This is a genomic window from Phycisphaerae bacterium (assembly GCA_024102815.1).
GTDB lineage: Bacteria > Planctomycetota > Phycisphaerae > UBA1845 > UBA1845 > JAGFJJ01.
The window spans coordinates 14,121-35,221 of record JAGFJJ010000063.1; the positions used below are offsets into that span (position 1 = coordinate 14,121).

A 21,101-nucleotide genomic window follows, 5' to 3' on the forward strand; every position below is an offset into this window, starting at 1 on the left:
TATTAGCTCTGTGAGGACGATATGTTCGATACGACACCGGCAACATTGTTCGACCAGGCCCGACACGGTGGCGAAGCCGGAGCGAGAGCGCTGGGCGAGCTGTTTCGAATCTACCGCCCAGCGGCATGCAGATATGTTCGGGGCAGGTTCGGTGCGCTCCGAACCGAGGCTGACGACATCGTCAGCGATTTCCTGGTCGAGAAATTTGTGACCGGCAACATGATCTGGCTCTATCAACCCGGCCCGGGGAGGCGATTCCGGGCGTATTTCAGGAAATCACTCGATCGCTATTGCATCGACAACCTACGGAAAAAAAAGAGGCGCCCCCAATCATACGGTCTGGACGAACGCTTCGATCAACCACTTGGCACTGGGCCTGATGCGTTCGACGTTGCCTGGGCCCGGCAAGTATTGGGGCGTGCGCTACGACGGCTCAAACGCGAGTGCGAGTGGTCAACGTCGGCCGGGCAACGGGGAGCGTGGGAGATCCTCAAAGCGCGATTCCTACGGCCGTTCCTGGGCAAGCCCATGGTACTGTACCCAGAGCTCGTGAAGAAGTGTGGGTTTGCGACGCCGGCGGTCGCGCAGAAAGCGGCGACGTTAGGCAAGCGGATGCTCGCGACGACGATTAACGAAATACTCTCTGAGTATGCCGGAAGCGCGGACACTGTTTCGGAGCGCGACGATCTCTGGCAATCATTGAAACGGGATCGACCTGGTGGTCCTGCGTCCGACAATAAAGACGAGGAGTGAGCGATGGCTGGACAGGCCAAGAATAGTGACGCGGACAGTGTGGCTTCGTTCTTTGATCCGGATTTCGACAAAGAACGAGTGTGGCATCCAGAAGAATTGAGCGCTATTCTCGATCATCAGTGGCGCTCCCCCCTTCAGACGGATCTAGGTGGCCAGTCGGCGGCGTCCGCACGCAGGCTCTCATTGCTCTGTGATGCGGAACACCTGCTGGTCAAAAGCTACGGCGATGTCTTTACTCACCCGATGCCGCCAATTGAGCTTCTCCGGATCATCAAGCAGTTTGCACAGCGAAACTTGGCTCACCCGGACGCAGAGCTACCGCGGGAAATTGCGAAGCTGCTTTACGTACTGAGCATTGCGACGGCCCTGACGCGCTGTGGGGTATCGATCACGAAACTCAGCGAAGCGGAAGTGCGCCAGAACATTGCGTCCGTTCTGGCTCAGTCTTGGATCTCCCCAGACGTGGCATCGATCTTGCGTGAGGCTTTAGGCAAACTCGGAGGCGCTGATGGGCCTGAGCAAGGAACGCATTCAGAAGGAGACTGACGGAGGCGGCGCACGTTCCGCGTCCGATGAAATGGACGTGGTTGTGTCCGCCATACCCGAGGAGGCCCTTTACGGCTCGGGTCTTGTCGATCGACCGAAGGTGCCGGGACAGCTCCCCCGGATCGGCGACTACGAGTTGCATGGTGAGATCGGCCGCGGTGGCATGGGCGTCGTGTTCCTCGCGCGAGACGTGCTGGAACAGGAAGAGGGCTATGTCGCGCTGAAGACAGTTCGACTTGACCTCGCGAAGACTGAGGCCGCGAGCCATTTCAGTCGCGAGATTCAGACGCTTCAACACCTAGACCATAGTTTCATCGTTCCGGTGCTTGATGTGTCGCATCCTTCGGAAGCGACGCCGTTCATCGTGATGCCGTACTTCAAGCGTGGGAACATCGCGCAACTCATAAAAGTGCACGGCCGACTTCCGGTTCGGACGTTTGTGCGGTTCGCTTGGCAAGCTGCGACGGCGATCCAACATGCCCATAAGCTTGGCATCAAGCACGGGGATATCAAGCCCGCCAACTTACTGATGACGGACGACGGCGAGTCGGTTTGTATCTCGGATTTTGGCTTAGCGCGAGACTTTTCGACCAATTACAGCGCCGGGGGGAGTCTCAAGCGATCGCGCGGAGGAACCCCGCAGTATATGTCTCCGCAGATGATAAACGGTAAGGAGGAGGCGTTTGCGGCGGACATTTATAGTTTCGGCGCGACCATGTACGAGATGCTTGCGGGTCAACCTCCGTACGTAAGCGAGGAGGCCGACGCGGATGCATGGCGCGCGGACATTGTGAGACAAGTGCGAAGGGGGATGCCCAGGCCGATTTCCGAGTTACGCCCCGATGCCTCGCGCCGCTTGATCGAGATCGTCGAACGGGCGATGGCTCGGGACCTTGAGAAGCGATACGCGGGAATGGACAGCATTGTCCACGATCTGTCGAAGACCGACCCTACGCGCTCAATACCTCGGCTGCTCCGGCGACGATGGTTGCCGGTGGCGGCTGGGATACTTGTGCTCGCCTCGATCGTCAGCATTTTGTCGAGCGTCACAGAATCTGAAACGAGAGGCGTTGAGACCGTTAAGGTCGACGAGTCTCGCCCAACCGTGGTCCTGGCATGGCGCGAAGCCCAAAGCGACCCCGAAGTGCTGCACGCGTTTCCACCCAGCGCCCAACGCGTCGTGGTTGACAAGCTCACGCTGAGAAACGCCGGTACGCAGGCAATTGTGGCTGCCGTGCGTGTACCGGTCGAGGGTCATAATGTTTTCCTGTTCAACGACAAGGGAGAAGAGTTGAATCGCTGGGACGTGTCCTCGAGCCGTCGCTGGCGGGATTGTGGTCCACCAAAGGCCTGGAAAGTCGCCGCAATAGCAACAGCCAACCTCGACGGTGAAGATGGCGACGAGATAGTCGTTGTTGCATCAGATGCCTACGAGTATCCATCTCGCGTCACGATCCTCGATCCACGAACGGGCGGCATTCTTTCCACGTTTTGGCATTTGGGCCAGTTGAACGGCTTGCAGGTTGTCGATGGATTCTTCGGGCCAGACCATCCGGCGCTTGTCGTCACGGGGGCAAACAACAAACTGGATGGCTTCAACGCAGCAGGCACGGAGTATGCGTCGAGGCCTTACAAGGTCCGGGCGGCTGAGGACGCGCCTCGGACATCGTTTGGGCGCGTGAGGGCTCTAATGGTGCTTGACCCATGGAAGATGGACGGCGTCGGGCCTCCACGCGTCCCGGAAACCGAGGACTTACAGGGTGCCAATCCCTACGCTTACGCTTTTCTCAACGCTCCTTCCAACAAGAGTGTCTACATTCCCGATGGTGGAACCGACCCGGTAATGCCGCCTGCCCAACAAGTCGTGACGATCGGATGCGTCGAGCGTGTGCTCGCCGATGTCGAGAACGGGGCTCCATGGTTCAACGTCTGCGCGGATCGACGCGCCGACGAGCCCCCTGGAGGTTGGCAAGGCGCGATCCTGCAAGTAGATCGCGACCTGGTCTTGCGAAACGTCATCCTCGCCGACGCCGGCGCCGACCCGACCACCGCCGCGCACTGGCACCAAGTGTGGACTCCCGTCATCCGCAACCATAGGTACATCGGCGACTGACGGTTTCCGCATCGTCCGCTGCTGGAGTAACATGTTCTGCAGCGACCTTCAGATAGCCGCACGGACGCGCGCACAAATCCTGCAACAAAATGACTTGAGCGGGTTTCACGTGCGCACTTTTTGATACAGGCGCGGCAACGGTAAATCTCTGTGATCAGCGAGGTTAGCGATTGCAACAAAAAGCGACTATTGGTTGTGATGGAGGGATCTTGGTTGCGCCGGCATCGAGGGTCAGGATCATGGACCAACAGGGATTGGCCGAGGAGCGCGGCGAGGGGCTGACTGCTGTTTCATGCGCGACCTCGTACACATCGGGAACGACTACGGGCCTGGAAAGCTAGCTAGGGTGCCGCTGCTGGCCGCGCTTGGACATCTTCGCCTCCCGTCGGTTCGCCCAAGATCGAGCGAACCGCCGAGGAGCGGTTATCGTTCGGAGGCGTTGAGAATGAATCCATACAAGCTAAGGGCAATCGTCGAGTATCTACGAAATGAGGGCAAGGGGCTGTCGGCGACGCATGAAGAACTGCTCCGGTGTTTCGGTCTGGATGACCTTCTCCCTCTCGACGAGCAGGAAGCGGTGAGACGGGAACTCACGGCGATGGCGGAGGCCGAGGCATTCATGGATCGGTTGCGTATTGCGGGCGAGCGCTGGCAGTAAGTGGCCATGCCCGAATCAGACCGTCTCTCGCGCGAAATGCACGCAACTCTTGCGACGGGGCTCCACGCAGACCCCTCATCGTAAGCGCTTTCCCACCGAGTCGGTGGGTCGGGCATGGCTAAAGCCTTAGCCCTAAACGCTTATCGAGCAGTCCGCTTGACTGGTTTGCCCCGTCGCCGGCGTGCACTGAGCTGAGTGAGCGCAATCCTGGTCGGTTCGCGGGCCTTCGAGCGAACCGACGCATGATCGGGGCGCCTGGAGGAGTCCAAGATGAAAACAGACGAAGTGTGGATTGAAGACGGAGTGGTGGTACCAGAGTCGGCGCTGCTGACGGTGGAGCGCGATACGGGATACGGTAGCGTGCCAGGGCTGGAGGACGAGGAGTTGGCGGATCCTGCAGAGCTTGAGCGACAGGTCTTGCTCGAGGAGTGGGGTCCGATACTGGCCATTCCGATCAGAAGGAGTCGCCCTGTAATCCGGCCGAATATCGACGAGAACAACGAGCTTGACTGGGGACCGTTCGGCACCGTCGATTTCGCCAGGCATAGACCTGCGTGCGTTTCGACGTTTCGCTTGGCACACGAGCTTCAGGAGGAACTCAGAGACGCCTTGAGCATGCTCGGCATCGTTGGAGAACGACTGAGCATCGAGGATCGAGCAGAAGTACTGAGGCTCATACAGGTGGATCATGTGGATCTCGACGACTTCGAGGACTTCAATCGGTGGTCGTATGCCCGGTGGTATCTGCGGGCAAGTAAGCTCCGAAGAAGAATACAAGGGCTACGTCGCGCCGCGCATCGGAAGGTTCAGGATGATGGGGACGGATAGTTTCTCTGGCGTGCGTCAGGGCCTCTTCAAGCTGGCGCGAAGAGGCCTGCCGCGTCAGACGGCGGGTCTTGAGGTGATGAATATGGAGACGAAACAACCGATGCGAGTATTTCATTCGGACCACGTATCCAGCGTGATCTGGCAACAAGTGACGTTGATCGATGGTGCGCCCAGGAGCACGTTGAGCGCCGTAGTGAGACGCTACTACCGGGATCAGGATGGGTATTGGAAGAGTTCACGTGTTTTTTCAAGGCAAGAAATCCCATTGGCCATCAACGTGCTCAAGGAGGCTTATGAATTCATGGTGGACCACGGGATTCAGCAAGAGATCGAGCTGGCGATAGAGCAGACGCGATCGATGCCTCTTCTACGGGGTGCGAAGAGGCTCGCCGCGGAAGACGGTGGGCCACGAGGTATTCAAAATGAGAAACAACGAACCGGTACAACGATTCCGAGCGGGCCAGGTTGAAGGCGCGCTATGGGAAAACAGAGTGCAGCTCAACGGGCAGCCCGGCACGATTCTGAAGGCGTCGGTGAACAGGCGCTACAAGGACTCAGCGGGGAACTGGCAGAGTTCTCAGAGCTTCTCGAGAAACGAGATACCGTTGGCGATTTACGTACTGCAGAAGGCGTTCGAGGCAATGATCGAGAAACCATCAGAGGCCAAGGAGCCGAAGGATGAGGTGGCCGAGGTCATCGAGGAGGAACGGGTTCGATAACGAGCCCGTACTCCTGCTTGGCATGGGCGCGTGCTGGGTCATCCGCGGACGACGAAGTTCATGTTGATGGCGCCGTGGATTTTCTCCACCAATTCCTGAGGCAAATCAATGGTGATTTCGCGCGAGCGGCCGTATCGACCACGGGAGAGTACGCGGCTGCGAATGAAGGAGTAGATGTCGAGCTCTGCGAGGAGGTCCCCGAAGGCTCGCCCGGTCATCCAGCGCACTCCCACCTCTCGGCAGAACCGCTTGTAAGCATCATAAGCTTCGCCGGTCCCAATAGGGGATCCGTTGGACCGGCGCGTGGCTTCGATCACTGCGGCCATCGCGGCCTGCAGCTGGGTAGGCGCCGATCGAAGGAGGGTAAGATAACGGTCTCGGTCGAGCTCGGCCGCCGCAGCATCGACGATGTCAATCGTGAGGCGGCTGCCGGCCTTCTCAGCCACATAGGCGCCTCGCGCCAGGAGCGTAACGGCTTTTCGGGCATCACCGTGGTCCTGGCTCGCCATCGCTGCGATTTTTTCGATGACCCCGGGTTCGATGCTGTTGGGGCACAGAGCCTTTTCGACACGGATGCGCAGGATGTGCTGGAGATCGACGGCGTCGTAGGGTTTGAAAATCAGTTCATTGAGTCTGAGGAAGGATTTGACGCGCGGGTCCAGATTGTCCGGCCAGTTGAGCCGGTTCGATGCGAAAACGAGGATGAGCTTGGCGTTGATGCGCTGCGGAAGCCGGCGCACCAGGAAGGTCAGGAAAGTGTCGCGATCACGCCGCACGTTGTCGACTTCATCGATGAACAGGATCAGGTAGCCGTGATAGCCTGCCAGCTTCGCTTCGATTCGGAGCATCAGCTCCTCCAATGAGATGCCCTTCTTGTAACGCTTGCTCGCGCCGAGCAAGCAAGCAAGATCGTTCAGCGCTCGAAAGCACGGCCGCGGCGTCGACACGTCCAGCTGTTCATGGCGCATAGGAACGCTCTTGGCGCGGGCCATTTCGGCGAGCAGGTTGAGAAAGAAACTGAGCGTGAGCGTCTTGCCAGTGCCTGTCTTGCCCCAGATGGCGAGATGGCACGGGTGATCACCGCGCAGGATGCCTGCGAAATGGCTGCTGAGTTCCTGGATCTCCGCGTCGCGCACGTTGGCGTTGAAGATCTCCTCCAGTACGGCGAGTTGTTCGGAACGGATGAGCTGCTCGTCATCCAAAAAACGCTGGTTCTTGATGATTGCACTCTTGGCCATGTGCCGAATCTGGCTGAGTATCTTGTTGCGCACGGTTGCTGGTTCCATTGGAAAACCACCTCCACATGCGTTCAGTGGAACAGCTGGTATATAAATGCTTCGCTTGCCACCCAGAGTAGCGTTCCAGTGGAACGTCTGGGCCTGGCATAACGTGTGCCGCTTCGCGTTACCGCTGACGAGTGGTGACTGCTCATTGGGCCAGCGGGGTTAGGTTTATAAGCGTAGTCTCTGTGTAGTAGTAGTAAGAAGTAGAAGATATATACATATATAATATAGGTTCCAGTGGAACGGCACTCTCCCTGGCGCGAGATCTAGCGCCCTGGCCGCCACAGCGATCAATAGAAGCATGTCGACCGGCGGGCGGCTACCCGGAGGGCGCACGCGTATGACGGACCGCAAACTATATAAAAGCGGCCTCCCACGTAGGTCTCATGAGCTTCGCAAACCCGCTCTCGACCCTTCCAATCAGATCTTTCGCTGAATCACTACTTCCTGACTTCGTTCTCGCATTCACTTTCTTCACGGCGCTCTGCTACGCGGTACTGGGCAAGCGCTTCGATCATCAGAGGCCTGCCGTGGCGATGTCGGCGGCCGTCGGACTTGCGTTAGCCATCGGCTTGGTGTGGTGGGAACACCAGCGCGGCTGGTCGGTACGCAACCTAGGGCCGATCGCGATAGGTTTTGCCGTCATCCTGTTGGCCATGATCATGTTTCAGGGCATTCGTCAGACCGGCGGATCCTGGGCGGGCGCGGGCATCGCCTTCGGCGCCAGCATACTCGTGGCATGGGTTCTGGGCTTTGACTGGCCCATTGCGGCGGAGATCGTTCAGACCCTGGCGATCGTTGGAATGCTAGTCGGGATCGTCGCCTTTCTTGTTCATCTGCACGGGCGGGGACCGCCTGGTCACTTCATTCCCCCTTCGGTTCAACCGGAGTTGGCCGAGATGCGTCACGATATGCGCGATCTGTACGAAGATCGTCGTGTCGGCGAGAGGATCGGGAGCGCCCTGTTCGGGCTTCGCAAGGAGACCGACGTGTTCGTCCAGCATCCTCAGCAAGGGCCGCACATTCTCGAACAACTTCGCAGAGTCCTTCCCGCAGAAGGCTGGCTCACTCAGCGCCTCGCACGGCTGCGAGAACGGGCACATCATGTGCGCGAAGGGCATGTCACGCGGATCCAGGAGCTTCGCCACATCGTCAGAAAGCTGCCCGCGCCCGCGCGGAAGAAAGCCTCTCGCGAACTCTCTGCGCGCTATCATGAATTGCATCTGGACAAGAGACTCGAACGACTGGATGCGGCGGTGGCGGAATACGAGCGCCGAATCAAGGAGCTCACGCTGGAGGCGCAGCGGGCCACCGCCAAGTATGACTACCGCCAGCTTGCCGAGCTGCTGGAGGACGCCGAGAAGCTCCAGGCGCACAACGAGAAACTTTTCAAGATCATCAACCGTACCGAGCGAAAGTTAGCCAGCATCGCAGAGGATCTGGCAAAGGCATATTCGGAGGGTGATTCCCGATGAACCCCGACGGTCGGTACGTTCAGCAGGGCGCACTCCGCGGTGCCGGCACGGACCGCGCTGCATATCTCAACGCAGAGCACATGCTGGATCGTTACGGCGTGGCTTACGTCTGTCGGCACCCGGAGCTGCTGCTCGGAATCGTGCCTTCCGTTGGTCTGGCGTACCGCGCTCACGCGAGCGGTCGATTAGCAAGGAACGATACTCCTCTCCCACAAACGGACGGCACGAGGTACATGCCGCCGTATGATCATGAGGACCTGATCGCCCGACTGACCAGGGCCTATGGAAAGCTGGATCAGGTATTCGCTCCGCCAAGATCGCGACAGTGATCCGCATGGGACGCTCCTGGTTCATGAGATATCCAGCCAGGTGAGACACTCAACTTCTCGTGACGATTGGGGGCTAAGGTCGTCGAGCGCCCTCCTACATGCACTGACTGCCGAAGGTGACGTTGCCATCAGAACAAGTCGGCTGAATCCGGCTTTGCGAATCTTGATTATGTTGGTTCTAATGTCGGACTTGCCGGTCTCGACCTCAACGGCGACGCGCTCGTCACGACGCTCAGCGACAAGGTCGACGGCGCCGTTTCCTTCGATCGTGTATTCGTGCGTGATGGCGTAGCCGTCGTTTTCAAAGTAATCGGCGACCCTGCGGACCCAATACCGGTGTTCCAGGCTGACGCGTGGAGCGGGCCCGGCGTCGATTCCGTTATCATTGCAGACCACTCGGCCTGCGTCGGTAAGTTGATAGAGCACAACCTGGCCGGAGCGTGTTGCGATGGCCACGGCTTCAATAAGCCCGGCCTTGTCAAGGTCCTGCCGGATGGCGTTTCCCTTCCGGCGGGAGAAGTGAAGGCGTTGGTAGCGAGATACTGTCGTCGATAGTGGCCGCGCGGCGACATCGGCAAGGAACCGAACGGCCTCGCGGGACATCTCCGGTTCCTGTGTGGGTGGCTGGTCTTCCTGCCTAGCAAGGGAAGATTCCGGCGTCTGAGATGAGTCCGGAATCTTCCTTGGTTCATTCTCGGGGGATGGTGGGTGGGATGATTCTTCAATTCTATTCCTATCCGCGCCTGGAATCGGCGTGACCGCTCCTTGATAATCAGGCCAAGCTGCGGTAGCCGCGGAATCGGTGTGATAGGCAGCCATACGCTCGCTAACGGCTTGGTCAGTTACCGATCCTTCGTTTACGGGACATCGGGGCACTTGTATTAGGAACGGCTCGGGATGTTCGTCGGCTAGCCGGACGGCCGCGGTGCCGATGGGGAGCGTGTTTAACGCCTGCTTCTGTTCGTCTGTCAGATTCATGGCTGATGCAATCGCCTGTACGTCACTACGCAGTTTCTGGCTGAGGGCGATCGTCGCATAAGAGTTGGCAAAGGCGACTTTGCTGAGCAGTGAGGCTGATTGATCGACGAAGACGTAACCGAGACCGTACTGCCGGACCATCCTGATGCTCGTCTCTAGGATGGACTCGCGTGCTTCGGCCCCGCGTTGAAGTAAGAGGTTGTGCGCCTCCTCGAGAACGATCAGGTTGGTCAGCCGGCTTCGTGGGCCCTTGGCGAGGCGGAACCGGTACAAGTAGAGCGTGAGTGCCTCCGAGAACATGGTCCGGTCCGAGTTACTCGACAGACCGTCCATCTCGAGCACGACGTTGTGCTTGAGAAGCTCTTGGACATGATCGTTGTTCTGCGTATTGACGACGGCGCCGAATTCGCCGTAGGTCATGGCTAGCAGGATTCGCTCGGCGGACGCCTGCCACATGGCCGCACGGCCTCTGAGCTTCTCGTTGCGTAGCCATTCGAGCAGATCCGCAATTGTCGGCCAACGTTTGGGCGAGCGCGAGTATATGCCTCCGTCCTGGTAGAGTCGGTGTATGCCGGCGACCAAGAGGCTTATGACGCCTTCGCCGCCGAAATAGGCGGAGGCGATGACGTCGACGATGAGCTTGATCCAGACGTTCGGCTCGCAGCCGGGCGGCGGAATCAGTGGATTGAATCGTAACGGCGCGACGTTGCGCCCGATCGTATAGACACGAAGATCAGGATGGAGTGAAAGTAGATCACGGTAGCCGCGCTTCCAATCGAGAGCCAAGACCCTGATGCCTCGCTCGATGATCCCGCGCATGAGAATAAAGGTGAGGTTCGTTTTGCCGGAACCGCTTCGTCCGGCTACCAGAATGTGCTCCTTGAGTCGGGCGCTTTTCAGGCTGAACGGGTACATTGTCCGTTTGCCGTAACTGACAGCGCCGAGCATGACATCTCCGGCTGCTGCGAAGGACTTGGTTGGAGGCGGGAATGGCGAGCGATCGGGTTCAAAGGTATGGCCCAGGTGTCGCGCGGCCAGAAGCTCCAAGGTCTGCTCGATTTCCGCGCGCCCTCCGGGATCGGATTCCGCCATGTAGACCGACCACAGTCGATCGATCCGTCGGCCGAGAACGGGACGGAGTTTGCGGCACAGGTCTTGGATTCGAGAGATCATTCCGAATCACCTCCATCGTCGCCGAGAATCTCCATCTTTCGGTAAGCTGACAGGTACTGCTGGATGACCTCGGGAAGCGACCGCCTGAGCATGGACACGTCCTTCCAGAACGCGATTCTCTCGGCGCGCTGCTCGGAATGCAGTTCCTGTAAACGCCGGTGGTATCGCGCATATTGTTGTTCTGACGCGCCCCATCCGTGCCGCGCGAGTTCATTGAACGCGTAGCACTTCGACCACTCCAACTCAAGCATGTTCTTCTCGTAGATCTTGCGCCGGTCCTGAATCTGTGTGAGCGCGTCATCGAGCCCGAGCCACGACGTCTGCTTGCGATCCTCGATGAGGGACAATTCGGGTTCTGCCTTCGGCACGGCGAAGTAGCCATGCGTTAAGAGCTGTTCGATCGTGTGTGGCGGTTGGTCAATTGAAGATGCGCCATGGTCGCGTGAGAAATCGAAGACCTGGTAGCCGGCGTCCTTCTGGGGGTAAAGGACGCGAGCGGCTTCCAGTTGGGTGCGCTGAGGCCGGCCATATAAATAGTATACGGAGGGCATATAGGCGAGCGGGTCGCCGGCCGGTTCGATCGCGTTTCCTGTGTACATGGTATCACCAGAGAGTAGTAAACGCGCACGCGCTTATAAGCTTTTCGGTTTTCGAGGCACAACGTGAGTCAATGTCCCGCCGCGAGTCCTCACGGGCCGGGGATGACAAAGGTTTATATAGAAGTACCGGTCTCGCACTCCGTGAGGTGATGATTCATGGGAAGGCCATTCAAGTGCCCCTTTTGCCAGGCGAGCGACAGCGTGCCCAAAGGTTTCCGAAAAACCAAGACCATGGGTTTGAGGAAGATCCGCCGTTGTCGCGCATGCAATCGCAAGTTTACGCCACGTTTTCAACAGCCGTCGGCTGCCGAGCCGCGCATGATGGGTCCAGATGAGGATGAAACGACCGCAAGTGACGCAGAGCCAGATCCGGAGCCGGTTGCGAATGATGAACATCATTCAACGGGCGTTTGACCTGACGCAGGCGGTTGAAACGCTCCGACGCCGTGTACGGGCGTTCTATTACGAGGTCATGCTTTGGGGCCAGGTCTGCCCTCGCTGCGAAGCCTCGCTGCGCATGATCGGCGAAAGCCGGTGCCAGTGCACAACGTGCCAGCATGAGTTCGATCCTACTGTCTCGTTTCAACAATGCACGGGCTGCGGCGGACGTGTGCGTCTGCGAATCCGCCGCTACGTGTGTCGACAATGCGGCCGAGACGTACGGTCCCGATTCGTTTATGACCTACCTGCGTTCGATCGCGAGTATTTTCGTGAGCGGATGGCGGAGTCCCGCAAACGGGCTCGTGAGCATCAGGATCTGACGAAACCGATGCTTGTACCGCCTCGTTCGGAAGAAGCTTGTGTGGCGCCTGCCTCCCTTGGCGAAATCCCCGGTCTGCTTGAGGCCCTTGATGGTCTCGTATCGGCGCCGGACATCGCGGCTTGGCTGCCACTGCTTCGAACAGGTTTCGACCTGACGCGTTACCAGGGGCATGTACTCAATCATATTGGCCCGATCGAAGTTCCATTCGACACGCTGCCGCAGTTCGAAAACAACACGCGATTGGACCGCATCTGGCGGTTTGTGGCCATTGTGTTTCTCGCTCATTCCGGCGAGATCGAACTTTGGCAGGAGAACGGCACGATCATGGTGATGCAACGTGGTACTCACGGAAAAGGACAAGGAGTTTCTGGAGAAACTGAAGCAGCTGACGGAATCGCATGAGCTCTGGGTGGAGCTCTTCGCGGGCCGACCCAGCTACATGGTTCTGCGTGGAACGTACGGCGACAAGGTACATCGGATGTTCCGCATGTCGCGCCAGGGCGTACGCTGGCGGTTCCAGCGCCTGTTCAACCGCGCATACGTGGACGCGTTCGAAACGATCCTATTGGTGGAGACAACGTTCGGTACGCAGCTGCGGGACCATGCGATTCGCATCAGCAAGGAACGCTACACGCTGCGGCGTGAAGTAGCCCACAGCGTCAACTTCCAGGCGGCGGATCAGAAGCCACCGGATGCGGTGCGGGAAGCTGGCGAAGGTGAGAGGCCGTGAGGGAAACGAAGATCGTCCTCGGTCACCGCAGCATTCGCAAAATCGACGATGTCACAGACATGGTCGCGCTGTTGGCACCCGGGAATCGCAATCAGCAACACGCCATGGCGCGGATTCTGCTTGCGCTGCGAGCATCTGATGGACCATGCTCACGGCTGACCGATCTTGGACCGCGATTCGAGATCTCGCGCCGTACGCTGGAGCGGGCCCGCGCCAAGCTCTCCTGCCTCGGCTTGATCGAACACGTGAGCTGGATGGACCGCCGTTTCGGCGGGCGGTCGGGATGGCGACTGTCATGCCGCATGTCGCAGGCATTACGCAGGCTGGCCGATTGGATCGACACCTGGAAACGCAATGATTCGGCGCAACAGATACAGAAGGAGTCAGCACTTGCCGAGCTCCTCCGACCATGACGTTGCGCCAGAAGCGAAAAGATTATAAATGAACGCCGATTCACGATTCACTACTACACAATCCTCACTAGCGCCACCGCGCATGGGCAGGGTTAATCCCGCGAAGTCTCGCGGGCCTTGCCCGAGGATCATTCACGCACGTGACAGCACCCGGGGTTTGTCCCCACGGTCATCACGAAGCAGATCCTCGACGAGAAACCGGGATTGGCCAACGGCCAGCCCAAGATTCAATTAGCTGATTCTCTCAATGAACCTAACGCTCGATTTATCGACGAAAAGCTTGCATCAGCATTGCGAGACTGGTGCTTGGCAAGAATTCTTCTGCCGCCATTCGGCACCGCCAATCATGTCTCGAATCCTTGAGTCTTCGTCACATCAAGAAAAGCAGCTTCGAAGATGGAGATCCGATCGTATCACGCGCATCGAACAGAAACGTCGGATGGCACGTTCAGCGCGTGGAACGTGCCATCCTGAGCACGCAAAGGAGGTATCAACATGACATGGAGACCAAACAAGTACTTGCTTGAAGGTGAGTTGGACAACAGCCAGCCTGGAAAGGTGACGGGTTGGCTACGGTTTGCGGGACTTGACCGAACCGTGACCGTTGATCTGGAGGGCGACTTCGACCGTGACATTCGCGGCGGAAAGCTTGCCCTTTCGGGAACGTATCAAGGGACCGCATTGGAGGCCGAAGACGAAATGGAGGGGTTCGCAGAATGTCAGACTGGAACCGTCGGCAACATCACCGCGGGTGTCGCCCCAGAGTCGTACACTCCGTATCCCTACATAGAGTGGATGAGTGACAACAACGGCCGGGTCGTACTGATGCTCGAGGCGGGACAGGTGACTGTGGTTCCAACGGTCCCGGATCATGCCGGCGATTCCGCCACAAAGCCCCGGGCTGGGGTCGCTCGCGGCATGAAGATGCTGACAAAATCGTTGCGGAAGCAGCTGCCTCGACTGTATGCCCAAGAGGACAAGGGTGGCGACGCGATCGCGTTCGCGAAGTTCTTCACACCGGATTCGGCATGGACGTGGTATGCCACGGAGTTTGATGGCGAGGACCTTTTCTTCGGTCTCGCGTGCGGCTTCGAGAAGGAGCTGGGCTATTTCAGGTTGTCCGAGCTTGAGTCCGCGCGAGGTCCGATGGGGCTGCCCATTGAACGGGACCTGTACTGGGAACCGAAGACGCTCGCGGAAATCGCTCCCGAGCTGTTCGCGCGGCGAGAAGCAGAGAGGAGCGTAGAATCATGATGTGGTACCGGAGACACTCCTGGTGTCCGTTCTGTGGGGCGTCGCGCTTGGTGCGAATCGTCCAAAACTGGCTGATTGTCATCGTTATCGTCGAGAAACGACCGCGATGGCGGCTTCTGGACGAGTGGCCCGATTGTCAAGGGATTCGCCCTCCGAGCCTTCCGAAGCGAAAACGCCGTAGAAGGCGGTCTCGGAGGCGCCGTTCCCGCTACAACCACCCGTGGTGAACGCCAATCGGCCGAGTTGACCAGGTTTTCGGTGCAAGGCCGATCACGCCCTAACGCATGTCCAGGATTTTAACAAGGCCTCGCGCACGCGGCCCCGCGGCGAAGGCCCAATTCTGATCTCAAACCCCGCCCTCTCGCGGACGGGTTGACCCCGGACCGCGCCGTTTCTGCAAATTAGATCGACAGGCGACCGCATAACAGGTGGGACCATGGTGCCTAAGGGCGATGCAGCGAGCATCGGATGAAACCGTGGCCGGTGCTCGTTGGCGAATGGTTACGCACGGCAGGATGGAGGTGCCTCATGTCATCGAAAAGCGAGCGAGTGCGAAGACGGACTGTCGCTACCGGGAACGCGGAGGTGATCCGATGAGACGCTGCAAAGGTGTCGTTGTGGCGATGAACCAGTGTGGTGGATGTGTGGAGATCGTTGTCGCCGGCGCGGAGCCCGGTGCGTTTCCGATCGACAACAGCTGTTTCCGCATGATCGCCAACTGCGAGGGCTCGGATTGGATCGGGCGACCGGTTGAATACGTGGACGCCCACATGCGGTTCCTGGACTCGCATCCGGAGGATGAGGATGTGGAGATGATGCAACCTGCATCGAACGGAGACGCGGCGCGTGGCATGGGCGCTGCGTCTCATGATCACCAGTCATGCCGGAGGATACGAACATGAAGACAATACGAGCGATTGTCAACGAACGCCTGCTGCAGAAGGCAAGTAGGTTATTCAACGGAACGCTGGAAGGGCGCGTTATCGAGATTCTTCAGAACGCGCGACGCGCCGGCGCGAGCGAAGTACACATTACAAACCAGGACGGTCTCGTGACCGTCCGTGACAACGGGAACGGTATCGAGGATTACTCCACGTTGCTCGATCTTGGCGGCACAGGCTGGGACGACGCCTGTGACGAGAGTGAGGATCCGGCCGGCGTAGGGATTTTCTGCCTGTCACCGCGCGAGGTCACGATCCGATCGCGGCGCAAGAAGGTTGAGATCAAGCAGGACGGCTGGACCGGCAGACCAATAGAGATCATCGACGATCCTGAGGACGGCGGAGGCACGGTACTTCAGTTTCGTGACGATCCTTGGGACTCGGCTGCGGTGGATCGCAACGCTGTGTTCACTGGATTACGTGTCACGGTGGATGGCCGGGAGTGCCCGAGGATGCCGTTCGTCTCGGACGCGGCGACTCATTGTTCGGAGCTGGGCTGCCGGATTGAAGTGCGGCCGTCGGAACAGCTGAACCCGTGGCATCACTCGGCGAAGCGCGAACGCTGGATGTGCACTAACGTTTTGGTCAACTTCCACGGCCAGGTTGTTGCGTTCGGCTATCATCCAGTCAGCGTGCAGCGCTTGCACTACTTGGTGGACCTGACCGGCGAACCGACCGGAATCCGGCTGATGCTGCCGGCAAGAACGTGTCTAATCGAAAACGAAGCTCTGGAGGCGCTGAAGGCTGTGCTCGAGATCGAGGCCTTTCGATTCGTAGAACGCCAAGGTGAGCACGAGCTGCCGTACAAAGAGTATCTCCGGGCGCATGATCTGGGTATCAAACTGCCCGAGGCCAAGCCGGTCTACTCGATCGGGCTGCTCTCCAATGATGAGCCACCGGAGCCGGTGGAAGTTCACTCGCCGAAGGACTTTCCACTGCAGCGCTGCTACCGCTTCGATGCGGACCGCGCTGAAGAAGACTCTGACGAGGCCAATGTCCATCTTCTCGCGGCGCTTGGCACGCATGAGACGCCGTTCGTACCGGTCGAGATTCGAAAGGCCTACGACGGGTACTCATGGGCGAAGATAGGTCAGATCGAGAGCGTGGAAGTTCAGATCGGCAAGGTTCTGCACGAGGACTCGGTGTGGTCAGAATGGCTCGTATGTGTCGCGTCGATTCGCATTTCGGTACGATCGATTGACGGCTTGGTGTTTGAATCACTGGTGTGCATGGGCTTGTTACCCGCAAATGAACAGAACCAGTGGTCATCGAACTACAAGGTATGCGTCACGCCCGAGGCTCGGGAGCGACTGATGGCCTCGGAAATCTGGCATCACCTTGGCGGCTGGTGCGAGGACGGCGACACCTACGATACACAGGCGGAGCAGTTCGAGCAGGAGTTGGATCGCTTCTGGCGCGACATGGTCGGACCGGACGAGCATCTTCGCGCAGCGCTGCTGGACGCCACCTGTCGCATCACACCGGAATGGCAATCGGTGAACATCGCTTCGACCGGAACCGTCGACATTCATTTCGCAGACGGAACAACGAAATCTATCCAACCCCCGCCCGCCACCCCTTCGTAGCCTGCCCCCAGGCAACCCGACCGTAATCAGAAACCCGGCGTGACTGAACGACGTGGATTCCCTGCGCGCGCAGGGATCGTTCGGCCGCCGGGTTGCTTTTCATCAGGAGAAAACTTATGGCTGATCATCTGAAGTGCCCGCTCTGTGGGCGATCGGAGAAATTGACACTCATTCCGCATTTGCGGAACGAGCATAACGTCGAACCCGAGGCGATTCAGGCGCAGTTTCCAGAACAAGCCCTGGCGACAGCCGAGTTCGGTACGTTCTTGCGTGATCGCAAAGTCAACCGGCATGCAGGAATCTTGCGGTACCAGATTGATGTGGCCGGCTCTGCAATGACCGCGAGCTTCGGCATCGAGCACCCGCTTGTTCCGCGGGAAGATCCGACGTTCGTGTGGACGGAGCCCTGCCGGGACGTGGCCGAGGCGATGGAGCACAACGAACGCGTGTTCATCTATGGCCCTAGCGGCACGGGCAAGAGTTCGCTGGTTCGGCAAATCGGCGCGCTCACACAGCGGCCGGTCCGGCGTGTCTCGCTCAACGGCGAGACCAGCGTAGGCGACTTCGTCGGACACTGGACCGTCAACGAACGGAAGGAGACCGTCTTCGTCAAAGGCATCCTGCCCCAGGCATTGGAACAGGGTCAGATCCTCCAGCTGGACGAAGTCGACGCCATGCAACCTGAGGTCGGCTTCGTTCTTCAGCAGGTGCTCGAGCCCGGCGGACATCTTCTGCTCACGGACATCGGTGAGGACATCGCACCGCATCCGGAATTTCGGCTGATCGCTACGGCCAACACACTGGGCTTTGGATCCGATACCGGACTCTATTCCAGTGGAACGCACGTGCTCAACTTCAGCTGGCTCGATCGCTGGGACGTGGTAGTGCGCATGGACCACCTACCCCCCAAGCAAGAAATCGAACTGCTGCGCGCCCGCCACCCCGGACTGAACAAGGACCTGATCAAGTGCATGGTCAAATCGGCCGGGGATCTGAGGAAGGCGCACGCCGAAGAACAGCTAACCACGGTGCTGAGCACGCGACGCTTGCTGGCGCTCTGTGCTCGGCTGGATCGCGGAAACGAGTTCGATCGGGCGCTTAAAGTTTGCGTGCTCAACAAGGTCCCGCCGGAGGACGTCAAAGTCATCCGCGAGACCTTTGATCATCACGTCGGTCCCCTGGCGCAGAAGGTCACGGGTTCCTAAGCGCCAAGCGAAGAGATTGAACCAGGAAGGGTTGCGCCCGCAATGGCGATGCGGCGGGCGCAACCCTTTTCTTACGCGCATCGCAAGGAGTCAGAGAACATGAATCTCAATCCCTTCGAAAGCCAGCTTGAGCGGCTGGCTCGTACGTTGACCGATCAGTTCGGCGTTCGCGTGATCTGCCGCGGAGAGGAGGCCTGGACGGACGGAAGGCAGATCGTCCTGCCGTCGCTTCCGGAACCGATGGACGAGGCCCTCGAACGTATGGTGGTCGGTTTCCTGGACCATGAAATGGCCCATGTGGCGTTCTCGGATTTCGGGGTCGTGAAACGATTCTCGCAGCGACATCCCGGATGCGAGGCCATGCTTAACGTGGTCGAAGATGCGTTGATCGAACGCCGTGCGATGGAACGCTGGCCCGGCGTGCGTGCGAACCTGGATGCGATGTTTCGACAGATCCGAGATCGAATCGTGCAACTTGTTGGACAGCGCGACGCGTTCGGCAAGTTCTGTACGGCGGTCTATTTGAAGCTGTCGCACCATCAAGACATGCTTGGCCTCGAAGAGCTTGTCGCGGGCTACGAGGACTTGTTCGCATGGTTTCCAGCAATCCACGATACCGACGGCGCTGCTGACCTAGCGGGGCAAGTCCTCGATCGTTGGGTGAAGCAACAGCCGCCGACCAAAGCGGGCGCGCCAAGTGGATCCGATAGCGACAATCCTGAAACGTCTGGAACAGAGGAGGGCGCGACTGCCCGGAGTGATCCGGCTACGTCAAGCGATAGCGGATCCGAGTCGCCCCTGCCTGCGTCTTCAGCCGAAGTCAACAGTAAGGAAGACGTCGGCGGCGGGACGGGAGAACCGCCTTCGGATGATACCGATCCGGACCGCGATGACTCGACGGCGGACGGATCCTCCGATATGGACGTCCGCAGCACAACCACGCCCGAATCTGGTTCGGCACAAGGTAAAGCCGCCGAATCGGCAGACGGCGATGGAGGGCCACGCGAGATCAACCACGGCGGTTGGATCGGCGAGATCGTAGCTGAGGCAATTGCGGAGCATGTCGCTCAACTCAACACAAACTCCGAGTATCGCGTCTACACCAGGGAGCTGGATCGCGTACAGCCGATTGCTTTTGCCGGCGAGCGCGAGGTGGCCGAGTTGCGGAACCGTCATACAGATGTGATCCGTCGGCTTCGCCGAGGTCTAGCAAACGCGCTGCGGTCGCAGGAGAAACGTTGGTGGCGCGATGAGCAAGTACGTGGGCGGTTGTCGCCCAAGACACTGCACCGGCTCTGCATGGACAGGCCTCGCGTTGATGTGTTTCGAACGCGCGCTATGGTGCAGGGCCGGTCGACCGCAGTTTCGATACTGCTCGATGCTTCGGGCAGCATGACGCGAAACAAGATGGAAGTCGCCCGTGATGCGCTGCGAGTCCTGCTGGAGGCACTTGCGGACTTGAAGGTGGCCACGGAGGCGATCACATTCACGACGGGCCGGGACTTCGACTTGTTCAGAGTCGCTCAGGAGACAGACCAGGACCCGACCGAAATGCGCATGCGCTACAGCCGTTTCGCGAATCTCGAGATCGGCGTGGTCAAGCAATTCAACGAGCCGGTCAAGACCGGCTTGCGCCGCTTGCCTACGATCAGCGGTACCGGCCTGACGCCACTTGGCGAAGGCATGCAAATAGCCGCACGCCGCCTAATTCAACGACCGGAGAGTCGGCGAATTCTCGTGGTGCTGACCGACGGCCGCGCCGGCTGCGAGGCCTGCGATGACGCCGCTGTTCGGCATGCACAGTTTGTGGCCGAGCAGGCAATCAAGACCGGAATTGAGCTGGTTGGCGTAGGGATCAACGATGAAAGCTTGCGCGCGATCGTGGCGGACACGATTGTGGTCCATCGAATCGAAGAACTTCCGGCTGAGCTGTGCAAGCTGCTGAGCCGGACGCTTATGAAGGGATTTCGCCATGTTGGATGAACGAACGAAGTTGATGTTGGATGTCGCGAACGAGCTGACAGCCGCCGACATCGAGTTTCTGAAGGGTGCAGAAACCACTCGATTGGCGCCTGGTGCGGCAACGCGACTTGTTGGGGACAGGCAAGCACGCGGCCGGGCTGCGAACGATTCGAGGCAAACGTCACCGAGCTCTTCCGCAGGTGAGTACGAACGGGGCCGCACTCGCGAGTCCAAGATTTCCACCGCTTGTGTGGGCGTAGAGCGTGCTAAGCACACCTGGTGGCCGGTCGGGACGGAGTTGGCGGGCCGAATTGGAACCGCGGAATTCACGGCGGAAGTTGTTGAGAACCCGCAGGTCAAGAGTGGACGAAGCATCCTGCTCACGTCGGGCGCGGCGAACGGACACTTGTGTATCACACCGACGCGCGCCGCGCTTGAAGCGACGGAAGCGTATCGGCAGGACCACGGCTTGGGCCGGGGTGGTGGTGTAACCAACGGGTGGCTGTTCTGGCAGCCGAAGGCCTGAAACATGGAGGAAGCACATACTGCGCTGCGGAGCGTGTGCTTCCGGAAAAACGAGGTGAGAATCATGAAGAGTATTATTGACCATTGATCGGGTAAATAAAGTGTATTGCTTGAACCGATATTGTCATGCATGAGACCCCCAGGCACAGCGGAGGAGTTGGAGCGGCGTCGCCTGCGAGCCATGACGCTGCTGGACAAAGGAATGCCCGGTGTCGAGGTGGCCGAGGTCCTCGGCGTGACCCCGGGGGCCGTGTCCCAGTGGAAAAAG

The 21,101-nt window shown here is 59.1% G+C and carries 23 protein-coding genes; 20 read left to right on the forward strand and 3 right to left on the reverse strand.

The genetic code is table 11. The features are described 5' to 3' along the window. Positions 1–21: 21 nt before the first annotated feature. The 7 genes from J5J06_15480 to J5J06_15510 all read left to right on the forward strand — a co-directional run bounded on the left by J5J06_15480 (position 22) and on the right by J5J06_15510 (position 5,617). Positions 22–753: a sigma-70 family RNA polymerase sigma factor gene (locus J5J06_15480; GenBank protein MCO6438491.1), complete on the forward strand. Its 732-nt coding sequence runs from the start codon at positions 22–24 to the stop codon at positions 751–753. A gap of 3 nt (positions 754–756) precedes the next feature. After that, complete coding sequence (locus J5J06_15485; GenBank protein ID MCO6438492.1) at positions 757–1,299, forward strand: hypothetical protein; 543 nt, start codon at positions 757–759, stop codon at positions 1,297–1,299. Beyond that, positions 1,262–3,412: a serine/threonine protein kinase gene (locus J5J06_15490; GenBank protein MCO6438493.1), complete on the forward strand. Its 2,151-nt coding sequence runs from the start codon at positions 1,262–1,264 to the stop codon at positions 3,410–3,412. Before J5J06_15485 ends, J5J06_15490 begins: the two co-directional genes overlap by 38 nt. A 445-nt stretch (positions 3,413–3,857) precedes the next feature. After that, on the forward strand, positions 3,858–4,070 hold the full coding sequence (locus tag J5J06_15495; protein MCO6438494.1) for a hypothetical protein: 213 nt from the start codon (positions 3,858–3,860) through the stop codon (positions 4,068–4,070). Positions 4,071–4,340: 270 nt separating this feature from the next. Next, the gene (locus J5J06_15500) at positions 4,341–4,898 is read left to right on the forward strand and encodes a hypothetical protein (GenBank protein MCO6438495.1); all 558 of its coding nucleotides are present in this window, start codon (positions 4,341–4,343) and stop codon (positions 4,896–4,898) included. Then, positions 4,882–5,367 (forward strand): hypothetical protein, encoded by a 486-nt coding sequence (locus J5J06_15505; GenBank protein ID MCO6438496.1) that lies wholly within the window; start codon positions 4,882–4,884, stop codon positions 5,365–5,367. Before J5J06_15500 ends, J5J06_15505 begins: the two co-directional genes overlap by 17 nt. 22 nt (positions 5,368–5,389) lie before the next feature. Beyond that, the gene (locus J5J06_15510; protein ID MCO6438497.1) at positions 5,390–5,617 is read left to right on the forward strand and encodes a hypothetical protein; all 228 of its coding nucleotides are present in this window, start codon (positions 5,390–5,392) and stop codon (positions 5,615–5,617) included. Between the two features lie 38 nt (positions 5,618–5,655). Here the strand turns inward: J5J06_15510 and J5J06_15515 are convergent, their stop codons facing one another. Then, entirely contained in the window at positions 5,656–6,903 is a 1,248-nt protein-coding gene (locus J5J06_15515; GenBank protein MCO6438498.1) for an AAA family ATPase, read from the reverse strand. Positions 6,904–7,286: 383 nt separating this feature from the next. Here J5J06_15515 and J5J06_15520 point away from each other — a divergent pair, with 383 nt between their 5' ends. Both J5J06_15520 and J5J06_15525 read left to right on the forward strand, forming a co-directional pair. Then, positions 7,287–8,375: a hypothetical protein gene (locus J5J06_15520; protein MCO6438499.1), complete on the forward strand. Its 1,089-nt coding sequence runs from the start codon at positions 7,287–7,289 to the stop codon at positions 8,373–8,375. Then, positions 8,372–8,704 (forward strand): hypothetical protein, encoded by a 333-nt coding sequence (locus J5J06_15525; protein MCO6438500.1) that lies wholly within the window; start codon positions 8,372–8,374, stop codon positions 8,702–8,704. The genes J5J06_15520 and J5J06_15525 overlap by 4 nt, the downstream gene beginning before the upstream one ends. A gap of 21 nt (positions 8,705–8,725) precedes the next feature. Here J5J06_15525 and J5J06_15530 read toward each other — a convergent pair whose 3' ends face one another. Together J5J06_15530 and J5J06_15535 are read right to left on the reverse strand one after the other, a co-directional pair. Next, positions 8,726–10,855 (reverse strand): ATP-binding protein, encoded by a 2,130-nt coding sequence (locus J5J06_15530; protein MCO6438501.1) that lies wholly within the window; start codon positions 10,853–10,855, stop codon positions 8,726–8,728. Next, positions 10,852–11,454, reverse strand: a complete 603-nt coding sequence (locus J5J06_15535; GenBank protein ID MCO6438502.1) for a hypothetical protein — start codon at positions 11,452–11,454, stop codon at positions 10,852–10,854. The genes J5J06_15530 and J5J06_15535 overlap by 4 nt, the downstream gene beginning before the upstream one ends. A 557-nt stretch (positions 11,455–12,011) precedes the next feature. Here J5J06_15535 and J5J06_15540 point away from each other — a divergent pair. From J5J06_15540 to J5J06_15590, 11 genes are all read left to right on the forward strand, one after another. Further along, positions 12,012–12,215 (forward strand): hypothetical protein, encoded by a 204-nt coding sequence (locus J5J06_15540; GenBank protein MCO6438503.1) that lies wholly within the window; start codon positions 12,012–12,014, stop codon positions 12,213–12,215. Positions 12,216–12,256: 41 nt separating this feature from the next. Next, positions 12,257–12,619, forward strand: coding sequence for a hypothetical protein (locus J5J06_15545; protein MCO6438504.1), 363 nt, complete (start codon positions 12,257–12,259; stop codon positions 12,617–12,619). Further along, the gene (locus J5J06_15550; protein ID MCO6438505.1) at positions 12,555–12,947 is read left to right on the forward strand and encodes a hypothetical protein; all 393 of its coding nucleotides are present in this window, start codon (positions 12,555–12,557) and stop codon (positions 12,945–12,947) included. The genes J5J06_15545 and J5J06_15550 overlap by 65 nt, the downstream gene beginning before the upstream one ends. Further along, positions 12,944–13,360, forward strand: coding sequence for a hypothetical protein (locus J5J06_15555; protein MCO6438506.1), 417 nt, complete (start codon positions 12,944–12,946; stop codon positions 13,358–13,360). The genes J5J06_15550 and J5J06_15555 overlap by 4 nt, the downstream gene beginning before the upstream one ends. A gap of 918 nt (positions 13,361–14,278) precedes the next feature. Then, positions 14,279–14,614 (forward strand): DUF2958 domain-containing protein, encoded by a 336-nt coding sequence (locus J5J06_15560; GenBank protein MCO6438507.1) that lies wholly within the window; start codon positions 14,279–14,281, stop codon positions 14,612–14,614. A gap of 593 nt (positions 14,615–15,207) precedes the next feature. Continuing rightward, positions 15,208–15,516 (forward strand): hypothetical protein, encoded by a 309-nt coding sequence (locus J5J06_15565; protein ID MCO6438508.1) that lies wholly within the window; start codon positions 15,208–15,210, stop codon positions 15,514–15,516. Further along, positions 15,513–17,141: an ATP-binding protein gene (locus J5J06_15570; protein ID MCO6438509.1), complete on the forward strand. Its 1,629-nt coding sequence runs from the start codon at positions 15,513–15,515 to the stop codon at positions 17,139–17,141. Before J5J06_15565 ends, J5J06_15570 begins: the two co-directional genes overlap by 4 nt. A gap of 116 nt (positions 17,142–17,257) precedes the next feature. Next, positions 17,258–18,346 carry an AAA family ATPase gene (locus J5J06_15575; protein ID MCO6438510.1) on the forward strand — a complete coding sequence of 363 codons (1,089 nt, stop codon included), beginning with the start codon at positions 17,258–17,260 and terminating at the stop codon, positions 18,344–18,346. A 99-nt stretch (positions 18,347–18,445) separates the two neighbouring features. Then, a complete protein-coding gene (locus J5J06_15580) occupies positions 18,446–20,329 on the forward strand; it encodes a VWA domain-containing protein (GenBank protein MCO6438511.1) in 1,884 nt (627 codons plus the stop codon). Then, positions 20,319–20,834: a hypothetical protein gene (locus tag J5J06_15585; protein MCO6438512.1), complete on the forward strand. Its 516-nt coding sequence runs from the start codon at positions 20,319–20,321 to the stop codon at positions 20,832–20,834. Before J5J06_15580 ends, J5J06_15585 begins: the two co-directional genes overlap by 11 nt. A 129-nt stretch (positions 20,835–20,963) precedes the next feature. Then, on the forward strand, positions 20,964–21,101 hold a 138-nt coding region (locus J5J06_15590), incomplete at its 3' end, for a helix-turn-helix domain-containing protein (GenBank protein ID MCO6438513.1).